The sequence below is a fragment of the Ruegeria sp. BHSB058 genome (assembly GCF_059613285.1).
In genome coordinates, this window is the sequence record NZ_JBXWSF010000049.1 from 1 (window position 1) to 16,478 (window position 16,478).

Sequence of the window (16,478 nt, forward strand, 5' to 3'; positions counted from 1 at the left end):
ATGGCGACCGGCTTGGCGGTTCTGAATACGATTTTGCCGATAGTGCGTGGCCAACGGATCGGTTTGTTCGCGGGGTCTGGTGTTGGAAAATCCACGTTGCTGGCCACTCTGGCCAAATTCATGCAGGTCGATGTAGTGGTAGTCGCGCTGATTGGAGAACGCGGCCGCGAAGTCAATGAATTCGTAGAAAAGGCGCTCGGGGTTCAAGGTATGGCTCGCACCGTTGTCGTTGCGGCTACGTCAGATCAACCGGCTTTGGCGCGCAGGCGTTGTGCTTGGGCGGCTATGTCGGTTGCCGAATTTTTCAGAGATCAGGGGCTGAGTGTTCTGTTCCTTGCCGATTCGGTGACCCGGTTCGCCGAAGCACACCGTGAGGTCGCAACAGCAAGCGGAGAAGTTCCCGCGCTGAGGGGTTATCCCCCATCGGTAACTTCATTAATTGCGGGGTTATGCGAACGTGCAGGGCCGGGGACATCTGAGCAAGGGGATATCACCGCCGTTTTCAGCGTGCTTGTTGCGGGATCGGATATGGATGAACCCATTGCTGATATCCTACGGGGCACTCTAGATGGCCATGTTGTGCTCAGTCGCGATATCGCGGAACGCGGACGCTTCCCAGCCATTGACGTCTCTCGTTCAATCTCCCGCAGCCTGCCCGAGGCAGCCAGCCCTGAAGAGAACGAAATCATTGCCGAAGTACGCAAACTGCTTGGTCGTTACGAGCAATCCGAAGTCTTGGTCAAGGCGGGCCTTTATAACGAAGGTTCCGACCTTCAACTGGATCAAGCCATTCGAGTTCATGGCGAGCTTGATGCTTTTTTTGCCAAGGCCGACGCCAACGATCCCAATGATAGCTTCGAGCGGCTTTCGCTGATTTTGAGGCGCTCCAGATCCGGCCAGGCAAGGTAGATCCGTCCAAACAGTTTACTGACATTTTTAAATATTATGATGGCATTAATGTTCGCGCTGCTATCCCTTCCGTTGGGTGATACAAGGTGGTGGAGATGGGTGCGCGATCAAATACGGCGCCAATCATCATCAAGAAGAAGCGCAGCGTAGGTGGCGAAGGTCACCACGGAGGCGCGTGGAAAGTCGCATACGCGGATTTCGTGACGGCTATGATGGCCTTCTTCATGTTGATGTGGCTGTTGAATGCAACAACTGAAAAACAACGAAAAGGTCTGGCGGACTATTTTTCGCCAACCATCCAGGTAAACCCCATATCGGGCGGAGGTGATGGCGCTTTTGGTGGCGAAAGCATGTTTTCAGAGAAGACCCTTGTCATGGATGGGTCGGGCGCAACACGCCGCAATCCGGCGGACGCAATGCGCGCGCGCGGTTCGAGCGGCGTGAACCGGATGGGCGCCGACCCGAAGAACACCGAAGATTTCGCCACGCTTCAAGCCAGGTTGATGGGAAGAAGCGGTGAAAGCCTTTTATCCAAGAAACAGTTGGAACATATCGTGACGAAAGTCACTGACGAGGGGCTGGTCGTCGAGTTGTTCGCCACGGAAAGCGCTCCGTTGTTTGATGGAGATACGGATGAGCCGACCCAGTTGATGCGAGATCTGATCCGAGCGGTGGCAAGATCGTCTGACGTAGTAACCAATGAGATTGCCGTTGGCAGCCACGTTCGGGCCTATCCTGTGACCCTCGCTAACAATCCGACTTGGGATTTGTCCTCGACGCGCGCCAGTCAGACACGACTAATTCTGGGACGGTTCGGCGTTAAACCTGAGCGCATTCAGAGAGTCATCGGGCATGCTGACAGAAAACCGGTGGAAGAAAACCCGATGGCTGCACGCAACAATAGGATCGAAATCATATTCCTACGACACTGATAGCTCGGGATAGCACGCATTTTTCCTATTAGCGCGTTGTTAAGTTCCCGTGCGCTAAACGTTGCATCACAGTCCAACAAACGGAAGCAGAAAGGCGCCCTGATGACCATTTCCTCTTCACTGAATGCTGGTGTCGCGGCGCTGAAAGCCAACGCCAATAAGCTGGCCACCATTTCCGACAACATTGCGAATTCTTCGACCTTTGGATACAAAAGGGTCGAAACAGATTTCCACTCCATGGTTACTTCGAGTTCCGGTGGCGCTTATTCTGCTGGTGGTGTTCGCACGACGAGCCAACGGTTGATCGATCAGCGAGGTTCACTGGTCACAACCAACAATTCCACGGACTTGGCAGTGCGTGGGCGCGGTATGTTGCCCGTCGCACCAAGTTCGCAGATTTCGTCGGACGCGACTGAAATGTTGCTGGCAACAACGGGTTCGTTCCGAACTAATGAGGAAGGGTATCTGGTCACGGAATCGGGGCTTGTATTGTTGGGCTGGCCCGCTGCCCCAGATGGGTCGATTCCGAACCTTCCACGGGACACCCCTGCTGGCTTGCGACCCGTGCAATTGAGTGTAAACCAGCTTTCAGGCTCTCCGACGACGCAGATGACACTTAGAATGAATTTGCCCGCAACTGGAACCGAGGCGGGCTCTTCAGGCGACACGCAGCCGCTGTCAGTGGAGTATTACGATAACCTTGGTAAATCGGAAAACGTCAACATCGAGCTGATTCCAACCATTCCCGCATCGGGTGTCAGCAACGAGTGGACTATGTTCCTGCGCGATTCTGGGTCGGGTGGGGCGTTGATCGGAGAATACACGCTGACGTTCGATGATAGTCGCACGACTGGTGGGACGCTTGCCAGTGTTACCACAGTGTCGGGCGGTGCGTACGACCCGTCGACAGGCAGTGTTTTGGTAAATGTTGCCGGCGGGCCGATGGAGATCAACATCGGACAGTTGGGAGATTCGAATGGGATCACCCAACTGTCCGATACGTTCGCACCTGTTTCGATTACTCGTGACGGATCCGCCGTAGGCACGATGACCAGCGTGGAGGTAGATGAAAACGGATTTGTCTATGCCTTCTATGACACTGGCGTCAGCCGCCGCGTCTTTCAGATCCCGCTCGTTGACGTACCAAATCCAAACGGGTTGAACGCATTAGACAGTCAGACCTATTCTCCGTCTCGCGAGAGCGGCACGTACTTTCTTTGGAATGCAGGTGAAGGCCCCACTGGAGACCTCATTTCCTTTGCGCGTGAAGAATCGACCACCGATGTGGCGACTGAGCTGACCGCCATGATCCAGACGCAACGAGCCTATTCATCCAGCGCCAAAGTCATTCAAACGGTCGACGAAATGTTGCAGGAGACGACGAATATCAAGCGTTGAAGCCCGTGAGCATGAAGGAACTTAGAAATGAATCTTTCCACGGCATTTCAGAGCGCGCTTAGTGGCCTAACCGCCGCCAGTCGCGGGGCTGCAGTTGTCTCGGACAATATTTCGAACGCCCTGACTCCTGGGTACTCTCGACAATCAGTAGAGCTGGAGAGCAGTTCAATATCTGGTAATGGGGTTAAGATTGTTGGCATTACGCGGCACAGCGATCCAGTCTTGACGGCAAATCGAAGAATGGCTGACGCCAGCCATGCCAGTTCATCCATTCTTGGTGGATTCTTCAGCTCCTTCGAGAAACTTGTTGGAACGGGGGATGATTCTTACTCTATTGCGAACCGGCTAGCGAATCTGGAAAGCAGCCTTATCGCGGCGGCCAGTGATCCCGGTTCCGCGACCCGTCTTGATCAGGTTGTGATAAACGCTCGTAATCTGAGCGATGGCATAAATCGCGCTGCTGCCGGAATACAGGCTCTTCGATCGGATGCAGACCGGCGTATAGGGCAACAGGTTGACAGATTAAATTCGGCGCTCAAGGGGATCGAAGCGCTCAACGCGCGAATCCCCGCAATACTGAACTCCGGAGGACGCATTTCGGGTCTTCTCGATCAGCGGCAGACATTAGTTGACACGGTCAACGAAATAATTCCTGTCAGGGTCATCAATAGGGAAAACGAGCAGGTTTCTCTCTATTCGAATGGGGGGGCAATTCTTTTGGAAGGTCATGCAGCTGAGTTTTCCTTTTCAGTTACAGGGGCGACTCTTTCACATATGACAATCGAGAATGATTTGCTGTCGGGATTAGAGATCAATGGCACTCAGGCTCGGATATCGGGGGAGAACTCCTCGATTCCCGGCGGCAGCCTTGCGGCATTGTTCGAAATTCGTGACGATATCGCCATCGAGGCGCAGGCGGATCTGGATATTTTGGCTCGCGACCTGATTGAGCGGTTCGAGGCACCAGGGCTGGATTCGACACTTGGCGTAACCGATCCGGGGCTGTTCACCGACAATGGCAGCAGGTTCGACGCCGCAATTGAAACCGGTTTGGCCGGTCGAATTCAATTGAACCCCGTCGTTGACCCCGTCATTGGCGGCCACAGCTGGAAGCTGCGAGATGGCCTCTATGCCGCAGTACCAGGGGAGCAAGGCGATGCCAGGCTTTTGCACAGATTTTCGGATGCACTGAGCAGCACTCGGGTCCTTCCATCTTCCCGGTTCGGCACTGGCGAAATGTCCGCCGCCGAGATCAGCGCAGCCTTGTTGTCAAAAACCGGACAAAGCGTCCATACAACTGGCGCTCGAGCTGCATATTTTGCGGCCTCGAAACTCGAGATGCAACGCATTGAGAGTGAGCAAGGCGTGGACACCGATGCGGAACTGCAGAATCTGATGAGGATCGAGCAATCCTATTCGGCCAATGCGAGGATGATCCAGGTTTTGGATGAATTAATGGAAACTCTTTTGAGGTTGTAAGGCATGGTTATGAACACGATTGGTGATCTTGCCCGAGGGTTGTCGCTGCAATCCCGCAGCACCGTGATAAAGCAGCAGATTGAAACGCTCTCCTACGAGTTGTCATCGGGCCGGGTATCGGATCTGTCCGCAAAGCTAAGGGGTGACTATTCGCAGATCGTGGACCTCGACCGCATGCTGGAGCGACTTGATGGCTTTCGAGTTGTCACATCTGAAGCTGGACTGCTTGCCGCCGGAATGCAGGGAAGCCTGACGGTCATCAATGATAGTGTATCTAGGTTATCTGCGTCACTCCTTTCTTTTGGTTCTTCCAATCAAGCTGTCACTTACGAACAGGCAAGTGTTCAGGCGCGGAATGATCTGGAAACTGTGATATCGACACTTAATACGCAGGCCGGTGGGCGTTCTCTTTTTTCGGGAATGGCGACGGACACGGTACCGCTTGAAGCGACCGAAACACTTCTGTCAGCGCTGCGCGCCGAAGTCTCCGGATCGGCGACTGCTCATGAAGTCCAGCAGGCCGCGAGCGATTGGTTTGATGACCCTGCCGGTTTTCGGGCCGTTATGTATCGTGGATCTGAAAACAGCTTGGCACCGATGCGCGTATCGGAAACCGATCAGATAAGTCTTTCCTCAACGGCGGATGACAAGGTGTTTCGGGGTGTATTGCGCGCGATGGCTTTAGCCGCATTGGCGTCCGACTCAGCTTTGGGGTTGCCGAAGGGTCAGCAAGCCGAGCTTCTCAAGTCCATGGGAGAAGACTTGACCAACACGAATGATGCCGTCCTGAACACGCGAGCAGAGATCGGAACAGCCGAGGCACGCGTGGAACAAGCTGTGATCAGAAACTCCGTTACTCAAGCCAGCTTAGAATACACGAAGGGCAATTTGATTGGTGCGGATCCATATGAAACTGCAACACGACTTCGAGAAGCACAGTTTCAGCTTGAGGCTTTGTATTCGGTCACGGTTCGAAATTCCAATCTTTCACTGGTGAATTTTCTGAGATGAGGCTTCTTCTATTTCTTATAGTTTTGCTGATGCCAGATCTTTCTGGGGCGAATTCGATCCGGCTCAAGGATCTGGTTGATTTCGATGGAGTTCGAGGAAACGATTTGATCGGATACGGACTGGTGGTTGGACTGAATGGCACAGGTGACGGGTTGCGGAACTCGCCCTTTACCGAAGAAATCATGTCGAACATTCTCGAGCGTCTGGGTGTCAATGTAACCGGTGAGCAATTTCGCCCGAAAAACGTGGCGGCAGTTTTGGTAACAGCAAGCCTGCCCCCATTTTCGCGGGTCGGCAGCCAGATCGACGTGACAGTTTCAGCTATTGGAGATTCCAAAAGTCTGTTGGGTGGCACATTAATCATGACGCCGCTGAATGCCGCAGATGGTCAGATATATGCAGTCGCCCAGGGTACTGTTCTAGCTGGTGGGGCGGCTGTAGAAGGAGAGGCGGCCTCCATTGTTCAGGGTGTGCCCACTTCTGGTGTTATTCCCGCTGGCGCGCGGGTCGAGCGAGAGATTGAGTTTGATCTGAACACTCTGACGCAGCTTCGATTGGCGTTACGCGAACCTGATTTTACCACCGCGGGACGGATTGAGGTAGCTATCAACCGCGAATTCAACAACAGAGTTGCGATCATGCGCGATTCCGGCACAGTGCAACTTGATATTTCCGCAACGCGGACTTTATCCACAGCCCATGCCATAGGTCGGATAGAAAACATCCTTGTGGAACCGGAGCGTAAGGCACGTGTCGTGGTCGATCAGAGGTCCGGAACAATCGTCTTGGGTGATGACGTTCGGATTTCGCGTGTCGCGGTGTCTCAGGGAAATCTGACACTTCGCGTCGAGGAATCGCCGATTGTCGTGCAACCAAACCCTTTTGCGGACGGCCAAACCGTAATCGTGCCGCGTACGACGGCCGACATCGAAGAGGATGAAGGTACGCGGCTAGCTGAAGTTCCTGACACTACTTCGCTAACGGATGTGATTACAGGATTAAATGCATTGGGTGTCTCGCCGCGGGACATGATTGATATCTTGAAAACCATTAAGGCAGCGGGCGCGTTGCATGCGGAATTCGTGGTTCGCTGAAGTTGCCGACATTCGCGTGGCTCAATAGGCGAAAACGGCGACCGTCGTCTCCTGCTGTGGCCCCAATGACCCAAAAGTGACATCTTGCGGTCAATCTGCCAGCGAAACCCATAAAACACGGGCATCCTCTTTGCTGGTCGACACGCAGCCGTGTCCCATGCCGCTGTCATAGTAAACGGAATCCCCGGCTTTCATTTGAAGAGGGCGATAGTGTTCAGTGTAGAGCGTCACCTCGCCGCTGAGAACGAACATAAACTCCTCACCGCGATGGCGCACCCAGTTGTCGAATTCCGTCACGTCTCGGGCTTTGATCGTACTGATATAGGGCAGCATTCGTTTGCTGGTCAGCTCCGTGCACAGCAACTCGTGGTCGTAGGTTCGGGTTTCCTGATGCTCCCCGCCTCTAGAGCGAGTGAAATCGCGCCGGCCCGAGATATCGCTTTGGGCGGATTGAACAAAGAGCTGAGGTGTTTCTAACTCCAGTGTCTGCATCAGCCGTCGGATGATTTCAAAACTCGGGCGTGTTTGGTTGTTTTCGATCTTCGACAGAGTAGATCGCCCGATCGCAGCCGCCTTAGCCGCCTCTTCCAGAGTCAGCCCTTTTTCTTTTCGGGCATCGCGAATCATTTTCCCAAGTGTTTCGCCATCTGGCGCTTCAATTGCTTCGGTTACGATGCCGGTTTCTTCGGTTTGAACGGGTTCCATTGTCAAAATCCCCTTTTCTCACCATCACTTTAGCTTTGATGTATGCGCCAGTCAAAATTTCCTGATGAAATCAAATGTTGATTTCAAGAAAAAAGTTTCCTATAGGAGACATGCCATCGCATACAGTGATGAAATCCCTAATTCAGACCTTGTTTTCGGAGGGAAAACAATGAGCACTTACGATCTAGTGGTCATCGGCGGCGGACCCGGCGGGTATGTGGCGGCAATTCGTGCCGCACAGTTGGGAATGAAGGTCGCCTGCGTTGAAGGTCGGGGCGCATTGGGCGGCACTTGCCTTAACGTTGGATGTATTCCCTCCAAAGCGTTGCTGACCTCTTCGGCCAAATATGCCGAACTCTCGCATATCTCCTCCCACGGTATTGCGGTCGAGGAGGTCAGTATTGATTTGCGGGTGCTTATGGGGCGCAAAGATAAGATTGTTGACGATCTAACCAAGGGGATCGCTTTTCTTTTCAAGAAGAACGGAGTCGACCTGATTGAGGGGTGGGCCTCGATTCCGGCGCCGGGACAGGTATCCGTCGGAGGAAACATCTTCCACGCAGATAGAATTCTAATAGCAACCGGATCAGAGCCGACGCCGTTGCCGGGAATCGAAATCGACGAGCAGGATATTCTCAGTTCGACCGGGGCGTTAGCGCTCGAAGAAATTCCAGATCACCTAGTCGTTGTCGGGGCGGGTGTCATTGGGTTGGAGTTGGGGCAGGTCTGGGCGCGTCTGGGTGCCAAAGTCACTGTTGTCGAATACCTGGATCGGGTTTTGCCAGGTGTCGATAGTGAAATTGCAAAGTTGGCACAAAGAGCGTTAAGCAAGCGCGGCCTTAAGTTTCAACTGGGTCGTGCTTTGAAGTCGGTTAAGAAGACTGGCGATTGTTTGACTTTGACCCTAGAGAGGGTTGGTAAGGACAAGCAGGAAGAGCTGGTAGCAGACAAGGTTCTGATCGCGGTTGGCCGCCGTCCCGTAACGCGCGGATTGGGGCTGGAGGAGCTAGGCGTTGTAACAAACGCGCGTGGCTACATTGAGGTCAACAATGCGTTTGAAGCCTCGGTTCCTGGACTTTATGCCATTGGCGATTGTGTGCCTGGACCGATGCTGGCCCATAAGGCGGAAGAAGACGGCGTTGCTTGCGTTGAAATGATGGCGCGGCAGGAAGCGCATGTGGACTACAATAAGGTTCCCGGAGTGGTTTATACCGATCCCGAAGTCGCATCCGTTGGCCAGACCGAAGAAGCACTGAAAGAAGCTGGTACAGAATACAGTGTTGGCAAATTCGTATTCATGGCCAATTCTCGCGCGCGTTCAACGGGTGAAACGGACGGAGCAGTCAAGATCTTGGCCGGACCGGATGGCAGAATTCTGGGTGCCCATATCTGTGGTGCGCACGGAGGCGACCTGATTGCCGAGCTCGTTCTAGCGATGACTAAGGGCGTGACGGTGGCCGAAGTGGCGGCAACCTGCCACGCTCATCCGGCGATGGGTGAGGCAGTTAAGGAAGCATGCCTTGACGCCATGGGCCGCGCCATCCACGCGTGAGGACCTGATCGATGAATGTTCCCCGTTTGCGCCATCCCGAGAAAGCCAGAAAGGTTGACAGCGCGATTCCGCGCAAACCGGAGTGGATTCGCAAGAAAAAGATCGAAGGCAGCGAGTACTATAAAACCCGCCGCCTGATGCGGGATCATGAACTGGCAACAGTTTGCGAAGAGGCTGCTTGCCCCAATATCGGCGAATGCTGGTCCAAACGGCACGCAACTATGATGATTATGGGCGAGGTCTGCACACGCGGATGTTCGTTCTGCAACGTATCTACTGGCCGTCCCGACGCGCTGGACGCCTTTGAACCCGGTCGTGTTGCGGCGGCGGTCAAGAAGCTGGGCCTGCGCCACGTCGTCATCACTTCGGTCGATCGCGACGATCTGGCCGATGGTGGGGCCGAGCATATTGCCCAGACCATTCGGGCGGTACGCCACCAGAACCCGGGCACCACAGTCGAAGTTCTGACCCCCGATTTTCTGGGCAAGGGCGACGCCGCCAAGGCAGTTTTTGACGCCGCGCCGGACGTGTTCAACCATAATCTGGAAACCGTGCCGCACCTATATCCGACCGTCCGTCCCGGCGCGCGGTATTACACGTCGCTGCGGTTGCTGGATGACGCCAAGCGTGCCAAACCCGAAATATTCACTAAATCCGGCCTGATGGTGGGCTTGGGAGAAACGCTCGCGGATGTGCGTCAGGTCATGGATGACCTGCGGGTTGCGCAGGTCGATTTCCTGACCATTGGTCAATATCTGCAACCAACTCCGAAACACCATCCAATTGACCGGTTCTGGACACCGGACGAGTTCGCCCAACTGGAACAGATTGCCCGGTCCAAGGGCTTTTTGCACGTGTCAGCAACTCCACTGACCCGGTCGTCGTTCCACGCGGACGAAGATTTCGCTGCTCTCCGGCAGGCCCGTCAGCGGGCCATCGCCAAAGGGGCATAAACCAAACGCAAATGGGAGGGAAACCATGGAAGCGTTAAATTCAATCGTAGGGGCCATCAATGGCGTCGTGTGGGGGCCGCTGATGCTGGTTCTCATCCTTGGCGTCGGCTTCTTCTTGCAGGTCGGTCTGAAGTTCATGCCGATCCTGCGCATTGGCACGGGCTTCAGCCTGCTGTTCAAAGGCCGTGAAGGGCAGGGCGAAGGCCAGATCAGCCCCTTCAACGCGCTGATGACGTCGCTGTCGGCAACCATCGGTACCGGTAACATCGCCGGTGTGGCCACTGCTGTCTTCCTGGGCGGTCCGGGCGCCTTGTTCTGGATGTGGATGACCGCCCTGGTGGGCATGGCCACCAAATATGCCGAGGCTGTCTGCGCGGTGAAATACCGCGAGAAAGACGAACTGGGCAACTATGTTGGCGGCCCGATGTACTACATCAAAAACGGTCTTGGCGCGAAATGGGCCTGGCTGGGCGTTGCATTTGCCCTGTTCGGCGCGATTGCTGCCTTCGGCATCGGCAACGGCGTGCAGGCAAACGGTGTGGCTCAGGTTCTGGAATCGAACTTTGGCCTGAACACCTCGGTCACGGGTGTTGTTCTGATGGTTCTGACCGCAGCTGTTATCCTGGGCGGCATCACCCGCATCGGCGCGGTTGCCGGTAAACTGGTTCCGTTCATGGCAATTGCCTACATCGCTGCCGGCCTGCTGGTTCTGCTGATCAACATCGGCAACATCGGTTCCGCCCTGTCGCTGGTCTTTACCTACGCCTTCACCCCGTCGGCCGCCGAAGGCGGATTTGCCGGTGCGGCTGTGTGGATGGCAATTCGCTTTGGCGTGGCACGTGGTGTGTTCTCGAACGAAGCCGGTCTGGGTTCGGCACCGATTGCACACGCGGCAGCCGAGACCAAAGGCCCGGTCAATCAGGGTCTGATTGCGATGCTGGGTACGTTCATCGACACGATCATCGTGTGCTCGATTACCGGTCTGGCGATCATCTCGTCTGGTGCGTGGACATCGGGTGAATCCGGTGCGGCGCTGACCTCGCTAGCGTTTGAGTCCACATTGCCGGGTATCGGTGGTTCGATCATCGCCATCGCTCTGTCGATCTTTGCCTTCACCACCATCCTTGGCTGGTCTTTCTACGGCGAGAAATGCGTTGAGTTCCTGCTGGGCGTGAAATCCCTGCTTCCCTACCGCATCCTTTGGATCATTGCGATCTACTTCGGCGCAACTGCGGATCTGGGCTTCATCTGGCTGCTGGCCGATACGCTGAACGCCATGATGGCCATTCCGAACCTGATCGCCCTGGCCCTGCTGAGCCCGATCGTCTTCAAGTTGACGAAAGAGTTCTTTGCCAGCGGCGGCAAATCGGAAGAACCCGGCGGAACACCTGCCGAATAACTGTCGGCAGGGGGCCGTGGTGGCCCCCTGCCTCCTTAAAGCGAATTCCTACTATCGAGGAGATGACCGATGGCCACAAAGATACTGCTGCCGATTGATCACACCGATGAACGGTCGTGGAAAAAGGCACTGCCGCTAGCCCTGGAACAGGCGAAATTTTATGGTGCCGAACTGCATGCTGTTTCGGTCGTTCCCGAGATTATCAAGTTGCCTAACCTTCCGGAAAATTATGGTCACGGCGCTAAAGAGCACGTGAGAAAAGCTGTGCAGGCCGTACTGGCTAGTGGTAGCGCTGTCGACGTGACAGTTCATATTGAGGAAGGCAGCGTGTATCGTGAAATCCTCAAGCTTGCCCACAAGGGTGCGTTTGATCTTATCGTGATGGCTTCGGCAGAGGGTGATTTTCCAAACTTCGAGATCGGGCCAAACCTTGCCCGCGTTGTTCGAAACGCTCATTGTTCGGTCATGGTCGTTCGCGGCTGAACCGGATCAGATATTGAAAGGCTTTTGTTATGACCGACGCGCCCAAACGCACCCCGCTTTACGATCTGCACGTGGAACTAGGCGGCAAGATGGTCGACTTTGCCGGCTGGGAAATGCCGGTCCAATATCCCATGGGAATTATGGGTGAGCACAAGCAATGCCGAGAAAAGGCAGCAGTTTTTGACGTTTCTCACATGGGTCAAGTGATCCTTAGGGGCGAAAATGTGGGCGAAAAGCTCGAAACATTGTGCCCTCAGGCTTTTGCGACACTGAAAGAAGGCAAGGCACGTTACGGTTTTTTTACCACCCAGGATGGCGGCATCATGGACGACTTGATCGTGTCGAACGCAGGTGATCACTACTTTGTCGTTGTGAACGCCGCGTTGCGCCACCAAGATATCCCGCATATGGCGGCAAATCTGGAAGGTGTAGAAGTAACCGAACTATTCGACCGTGCGCTAGTCGCAGTGCAAGGTCCGAAGGCCGAAGATGTGGTGGGTGCACTCTGCTCCGCTGCCCGTGACCTGAAGTTCATGGAGACAACGCTCGGAGAGATCAACGGCGTCGAATGCCGCATTTCTCGTTTGGGGTACACCGGTGAAGATGGCTATGAAATCTCGATCCCCGAAGACAAGGCCATCGAAATCACCAAAGCTTTTCTTGCACATGAAGATTGCGAACCGGCTGGCCTTGGAGCACGAGATAGCCTTCGACTAGAAGCCGGGCTTTGTCTTTACGGCAACGATATCGACCAATCGACCTCGCCGATTGAAGCGTCGCTGAGCTGGGCAATCCAGAAACGTCGCAAGGAAGAGGGTGGCTTTCCGGGAGCTGCGCGCATTCAAAAGGAACTGGCCGAAGGCGCCACGCGCAAGCTGGTCGGGATCAAACCGGAAGGGCGAGCGCCAGCACGCCAGGGCGTGGAAATCCAATGTGCCGAGGGCAACCCCATCGGACAGATCACCTCGGGCGGATTTGGCCCAACTGTGGGCGGCCCGGTCGCAATGGGTTATGTCTCGGCGGGTCATGGTGAACCAGGTGAGAAAGTGAACCTCATCATTCGTGGCAAAGCGCAAACTGCGGAAATCGTGGCATTGCCTTTCGTCACACAGAACTACAAGCGTTAAGCCAGGAGAGAAAGCAATGGCAACCTATTACTCGGAAGAGCATGAATGGATCACGGTCGAGGGCGACGTCGCCACTCTGGGCATTACACAACACGCCGCGGATCAATTGGGAGAAGTAGTTTTCGTTGAACAGCGTGACGTTGGAGAAGAGTTCGAGAAGGGCGGCGAAATCGGCGTAATCGAGTCCGTCAAAGCCGCATCGGAGCTCTACGCTCCGGTAGATGGTGAAATCGTAGAGGTAAATGAAGTATTTGCCGACAATCCCGGCGCGCTCAACGAAAGCCCCGAAGCCGACGCGTGGATCTACAAGATCAAGGTAACAGATGCTTCACAGCTCGAAGACCTGATGGATATTGACGCATATAAAGCGTTGATCGGTTGATCGCCGCGACATTTCCAAGATTTCCCGGCGGCTGGATCTGCCGGGTTCAAATTTCGCAACAGGAGTGCTGAAATGGCCTTCAAACTGACCGATTACGAAGCATATGACTTTGCCAATCGCCGTCATATCGGACCATCCCCACGTGAGATGGCCGACATGCTCAAGGTGATTGGCTTCAAGACGCTGGATCAACTGATCGACGCCACGGTGCCCCCGGCAATTCGCATGAAAGAGCCGCTGGATTGGGGTCCGGCAATGACCGAGCGCGATGCACTGTTTCACATGCGCGAAGTAGCGTCCAAGAATAAGGTTCTGACGTCTTTGATCGGGCAAGGCTACTATGGCACCACGACACCGGCGCCGATCCTGCGAAATATTCTGGAAAACCCGGCGTGGTATACGTCCTACTCGCCCTATCAGGCAGAAATCTCGCAAGGTCGTCTTGAGGCGTTGCTGAACTACCAAACCATGGTCAGCGACTTGACTGGGTTGGATATCGCGAATGCATCCCTGCTGGACGAGGCGACCGCCGCAGCCGAGGCTATGACGATGGCCAAGCGAGGTGGGCGATCCAAGGCCAACAATGCGGCGTTCTTTGTTGACAAGAATTGCCACCCGCAGACCATCGCGGTAATCAAGACTCGCGCGCAACCGTTGGGCATCGACGTCCAGGTGGCTGATCCCGATGATCTGGATCCGGGTGCCGTATTTGGAGCGATCTTCCAGTATCCCGGTACCTATGGTCACGTGCGTGATTTCACGAAGGAAATCGCTGCCCTGCATGAGCACAAGGCGATTGCCATTGTTGCCGCAGACATCTTGGCATTGGCCCTTCTGAAGTCGCCCGGCGAAATGGGGGCGGATATTGCAGTGGGATCGACCCAGCGTTTTGGCGTTCCGATGGGTTATGGCGGGCCGCACGCGGCTTACATGGCGACGTCCGACGCTCTCAAGCGTTCGATGCCAGGTCGTATCATTGGCGTTTCGGTCGATGCTCGCGGCAACAAGGCCTACCGTCTTGCACTTCAGGCCCGCGAGCAGCATATTCGCCGCGAAAAAGCAAACTCCAACGTATGCACCGCTCAAGCCCTGCTTGCCGTCATCGCTTCGATGTATGCGGTCTATCATGGCCCGGATGGCATCAAGGCGATTGCCCAATCGGTGCACCGCAAGACGTCGCGTTTGGCCGCCGGATTGGAAGAGCATGGCTTTCAAGTCGAACCGGAGGTATTCTTCGACACCATCACTGTCGAGGTTGGTCACCTGCAGAAGGTTGTTATGGAGGCTGCTGTTGCCCGTGGCATCAACTTGCGCAAGGTCGGCGAAACCAAGGTTGGCATATCGCTTGACGAGCAAACGCGCCCGGAAACCATCGAAGCCGTCTGGGGTGCATTCGGCATCGACAAGAAAGACGATAGCCAAAAGAACCGCATGTACCGCTTGCCCGACTATGCGCTGCGGGAAAGCGAGTACCTGACCCACCCGATCTTCCACCTAAACCGTGCCGAAGCGGAGATCACGCGTTATATGCGCCGTCTCGCTGACCGCGACTTGGCATTGGACCGTGCAATGATCCCGCTTGGATCGTGCACGATGAAGCTGAACGCGACCATCGAGATGATCCCGGTGACCTGGCCGGAATTTGGAAACCTGCACCCGTTCTGCCCAGAGGATCAGGCACAGGGCTATCACGAGATGATAGCGGATCTGAACGACAAACTGTGTCAGATCACCGGCTACGACGCCATCTCCATGCAGCCCAACTCGGGCGCGCAGGGGGAGTATGCCGGTTTGCTGACCATCCGGAACTACCACGCGGCCAAGGGACAAGGGCATCGCAACATCTGCCTGATCCCTACCTCGGCGCATGGCACTAACCCGGCGACCGCCAATATGGTCGGCTATCAAGTGGTACCGGTGAAGTCAGATGACCACGGCAACATCGACATTGCCGATTTCAAGGCAAAAGCCGAGAAACACTCCGATCATTTGGCTGCTTGCATGATCACCTATCCTTCGACGCACGGTGTGTTTGAAGAGACAGTGCAGGCGGTTTGCCAGATCGTTCACGATCATGGGGGTCAGGTCTATATCGACGGCGCGAACATGAACGCGATGGTCGGTCTGGCCCAGCCGGGTAAGATCGGCGGGGATGTAAGCCACTTGAACTTACACAAAACTTTTTGCATCCCGCACGGCGGAGGAGGCCCCGGCATGGGACCGATTGGCGTTCGGTCGCATCTGGAACCCTATCTGCCGGGACATCCTGAGTTGAACCAGGCCATTGGTCCTGTCTCGGCCGCGCCGTTCGGGTCACCGTCGATCCTGCCGGTCAGCTGGGCGTACCTGTTGCTGATGGGCGGCGAGGGTCTAACGCAAGCGACCAAGGTGGCAATCCTGAACGCTAACTACATCGCTGCCAGGCTCAAGGACGCATACAAGGTTCTCTACACTTCAGAATCGGGGCGTGTGGCGCATGAATGCATCCTCGACACACGACCGCTTGCAGAAGATGGAAACGTGACTGTGGACGACATCGCCAAGAGACTTATCGACAGCGGTTTCCACGCGCCGACAATGTCCTGGCCGGTTGCCGGAACTCTGATGGTGGAGCCGACCGAATCCGAGCCAATGGCAGAACTGGATCGTTTCTGTGATGCAATGCTGTCAATTCGACAAGAAGCGCAGGACATTATTGACGGAAAAATAGATCCCGAAAACAACCCACTAAAAAACGCGCCGCATACGGTGCGAGATCTGGTAGGCGAATGGGATCGTCCGTACACGCGGGAACAGGCATGCTTCCCAGCCGGCAGTTTTGTCGTCGACAAGTACTGGTCGCCGGTGAACAGGGTCGACAATGTCTTTGGTGACCGCCATCTGGTGTGCACCTGCCCGCCGATGTCGGATTATGAAGAAGACGCAGCTTAATCTGCTGCGCAGGCGTCCCGTCTAAGTTGCTAGGCGGGACGCATCAATAACCTGCAATGAACCGGCAAACCCGCCGCGCAACTTCCGCTAAATGGAGGGCAATGTGTTCTATTGTGCATCAAA

14 protein-coding genes are annotated in these 16,478 nt (G+C 55.2%); 13 read left to right on the top strand and 1 reads right to left on the bottom strand.

Features of this window, described 5'->3' with window-relative positions; genetic code table 11:
* The 6 genes from fliI to AC2FNB_RS13115 form a co-directional block, all read left to right on the top strand.
* Positions 1–909: flagellum-specific ATP synthase FliI (fliI, locus tag AC2FNB_RS13090; RefSeq protein ID WP_496746977.1), on the top strand; the 909-nt coding region annotated here is incomplete at its 5' end.
* Between the two features lie 95 nt (positions 910–1,004).
* Positions 1,005–1,841: a flagellar motor protein MotB gene (locus AC2FNB_RS13095; protein WP_496746979.1), complete on the top strand. Its 837-nt coding sequence runs from the start codon at positions 1,005–1,007 to the stop codon at positions 1,839–1,841.
* 102 nt (positions 1,842–1,943) lie between these two features.
* Positions 1,944–3,239 carry a flagellar hook protein FlgE gene (locus tag AC2FNB_RS13100; RefSeq protein ID WP_480751623.1) on the top strand — a complete coding sequence of 432 codons (1,296 nt, stop codon included), beginning with the start codon at positions 1,944–1,946 and terminating at the stop codon, positions 3,237–3,239.
* A gap of 27 nt (positions 3,240–3,266) precedes the next feature.
* Positions 3,267–4,718, top strand: a complete 1,452-nt coding sequence (flgK, locus tag AC2FNB_RS13105; protein WP_496746985.1) for a flagellar hook-associated protein FlgK — start codon at positions 3,267–3,269, stop codon at positions 4,716–4,718.
* A 3-nt stretch (positions 4,719–4,721) separates the two neighbouring features.
* On the top strand, positions 4,722–5,729 hold the full coding sequence (locus AC2FNB_RS13110; RefSeq protein WP_496746987.1) for a flagellin: 1,008 nt from the start codon (positions 4,722–4,724) through the stop codon (positions 5,727–5,729).
* Positions 5,726–6,823 (top strand): flagellar basal body P-ring protein FlgI, encoded by a 1,098-nt coding sequence (locus AC2FNB_RS13115; RefSeq protein ID WP_496746989.1) that lies wholly within the window; start codon positions 5,726–5,728, stop codon positions 6,821–6,823. Before AC2FNB_RS13110 ends, AC2FNB_RS13115 begins: the two co-directional genes overlap by 4 nt.
* Before the next feature lie 90 nt (positions 6,824–6,913).
* On the opposite strand, the gene AC2FNB_RS13120 is transcribed toward AC2FNB_RS13115, so the two are convergent.
* A complete protein-coding gene (locus tag AC2FNB_RS13120) occupies positions 6,914–7,528 on the bottom strand; it encodes a helix-turn-helix domain-containing protein (RefSeq protein ID WP_480751629.1) in 615 nt (204 codons plus the stop codon).
* A gap of 169 nt (positions 7,529–7,697) precedes the next feature.
* On the opposite strand from AC2FNB_RS13120, the gene lpdA reads away from it, so the two are divergent.
* From lpdA to gcvP, 7 genes are all read left to right on the top strand, one after another.
* The gene (gene lpdA, locus AC2FNB_RS13125) at positions 7,698–9,080 is read left to right on the top strand and encodes a dihydrolipoyl dehydrogenase (protein WP_496746996.1); all 1,383 of its coding nucleotides are present in this window, start codon (positions 7,698–7,700) and stop codon (positions 9,078–9,080) included.
* 11 nt (positions 9,081–9,091) lie between these two features.
* Positions 9,092–10,033, top strand: a complete 942-nt coding sequence (lipA, locus tag AC2FNB_RS13130; RefSeq protein WP_480751632.1) for a lipoyl synthase — start codon at positions 9,092–9,094, stop codon at positions 10,031–10,033.
* Positions 10,034–10,058: 25 nt separating this feature from the next.
* A complete protein-coding gene (locus AC2FNB_RS13135) occupies positions 10,059–11,432 on the top strand; it encodes an alanine/glycine:cation symporter family protein (protein ID WP_480751634.1) in 1,374 nt (457 codons plus the stop codon).
* Between the two features lie 69 nt (positions 11,433–11,501).
* Positions 11,502–11,915, top strand: coding sequence for a universal stress protein (locus AC2FNB_RS13140; RefSeq protein WP_480751636.1), 414 nt, complete (start codon positions 11,502–11,504; stop codon positions 11,913–11,915).
* A 29-nt stretch (positions 11,916–11,944) separates the two neighbouring features.
* Entirely contained in the window at positions 11,945–13,042 is a 1,098-nt protein-coding gene (gene gcvT / locus AC2FNB_RS13145; protein WP_480751637.1) for a glycine cleavage system aminomethyltransferase GcvT, read from the top strand.
* Positions 13,043–13,058: 16 nt separating this feature from the next.
* Positions 13,059–13,424, top strand: a complete 366-nt coding sequence (gcvH, locus tag AC2FNB_RS13150; RefSeq protein ID WP_480751638.1) for a glycine cleavage system protein GcvH — start codon at positions 13,059–13,061, stop codon at positions 13,422–13,424.
* 72 nt (positions 13,425–13,496) lie between these two features.
* Complete coding sequence (gene gcvP / locus AC2FNB_RS13155) at positions 13,497–16,355, top strand: aminomethyl-transferring glycine dehydrogenase (protein WP_496747006.1); 2,859 nt, start codon at positions 13,497–13,499, stop codon at positions 16,353–16,355.
* Positions 16,356–16,478: the final 123 nt, after the last annotated feature.

Bases quoted from the DNA above. Each gene is read 5' to 3' on its own strand.
- AC2FNB_RS13095 (WP_496746979.1), top strand. From the start codon at position 1,005: ATGGGTGCGCGATCAAATACGGCGCCAATCATCATCAAGAAGAAGCGC.
- AC2FNB_RS13100 (WP_480751623.1), top strand. From the start codon at position 1,944: ATGACCATTTCCTCTTCACTGAATGCTGGTGTCGCGGCGCTGAAAGCC.
- flgK (WP_496746985.1), top strand. From the start codon at position 3,267: ATGAATCTTTCCACGGCATTTCAGAGCGCGCTTAGTGGCCTAACCGCC.
- AC2FNB_RS13110 (WP_496746987.1), top strand. From the start codon at position 4,722: ATGGTTATGAACACGATTGGTGATCTTGCCCGAGGGTTGTCGCTGCAA.
- AC2FNB_RS13115 (WP_496746989.1), top strand. From the start codon at position 5,726: ATGAGGCTTCTTCTATTTCTTATAGTTTTGCTGATGCCAGATCTTTCT.
- AC2FNB_RS13120 (WP_480751629.1), bottom strand. From the start codon at position 7,528: ATGGAACCCGTTCAAACCGAAGAAACCGGCATCGTAACCGAAGCAATT.
- lpdA (WP_496746996.1), top strand. From the start codon at position 7,698: ATGAGCACTTACGATCTAGTGGTCATCGGCGGCGGACCCGGCGGGTAT.
- lipA (WP_480751632.1), top strand. From the start codon at position 9,092: ATGAATGTTCCCCGTTTGCGCCATCCCGAGAAAGCCAGAAAGGTTGAC.
- AC2FNB_RS13135 (WP_480751634.1), top strand. From the start codon at position 10,059: ATGGAAGCGTTAAATTCAATCGTAGGGGCCATCAATGGCGTCGTGTGG.
- AC2FNB_RS13140 (WP_480751636.1), top strand. From the start codon at position 11,502: ATGGCCACAAAGATACTGCTGCCGATTGATCACACCGATGAACGGTCG.
- gcvT (WP_480751637.1), top strand. From the start codon at position 11,945: ATGACCGACGCGCCCAAACGCACCCCGCTTTACGATCTGCACGTGGAA.
- gcvH (WP_480751638.1), top strand. From the start codon at position 13,059: ATGGCAACCTATTACTCGGAAGAGCATGAATGGATCACGGTCGAGGGC.
- gcvP (WP_496747006.1), top strand. From the start codon at position 13,497: ATGGCCTTCAAACTGACCGATTACGAAGCATATGACTTTGCCAATCGC.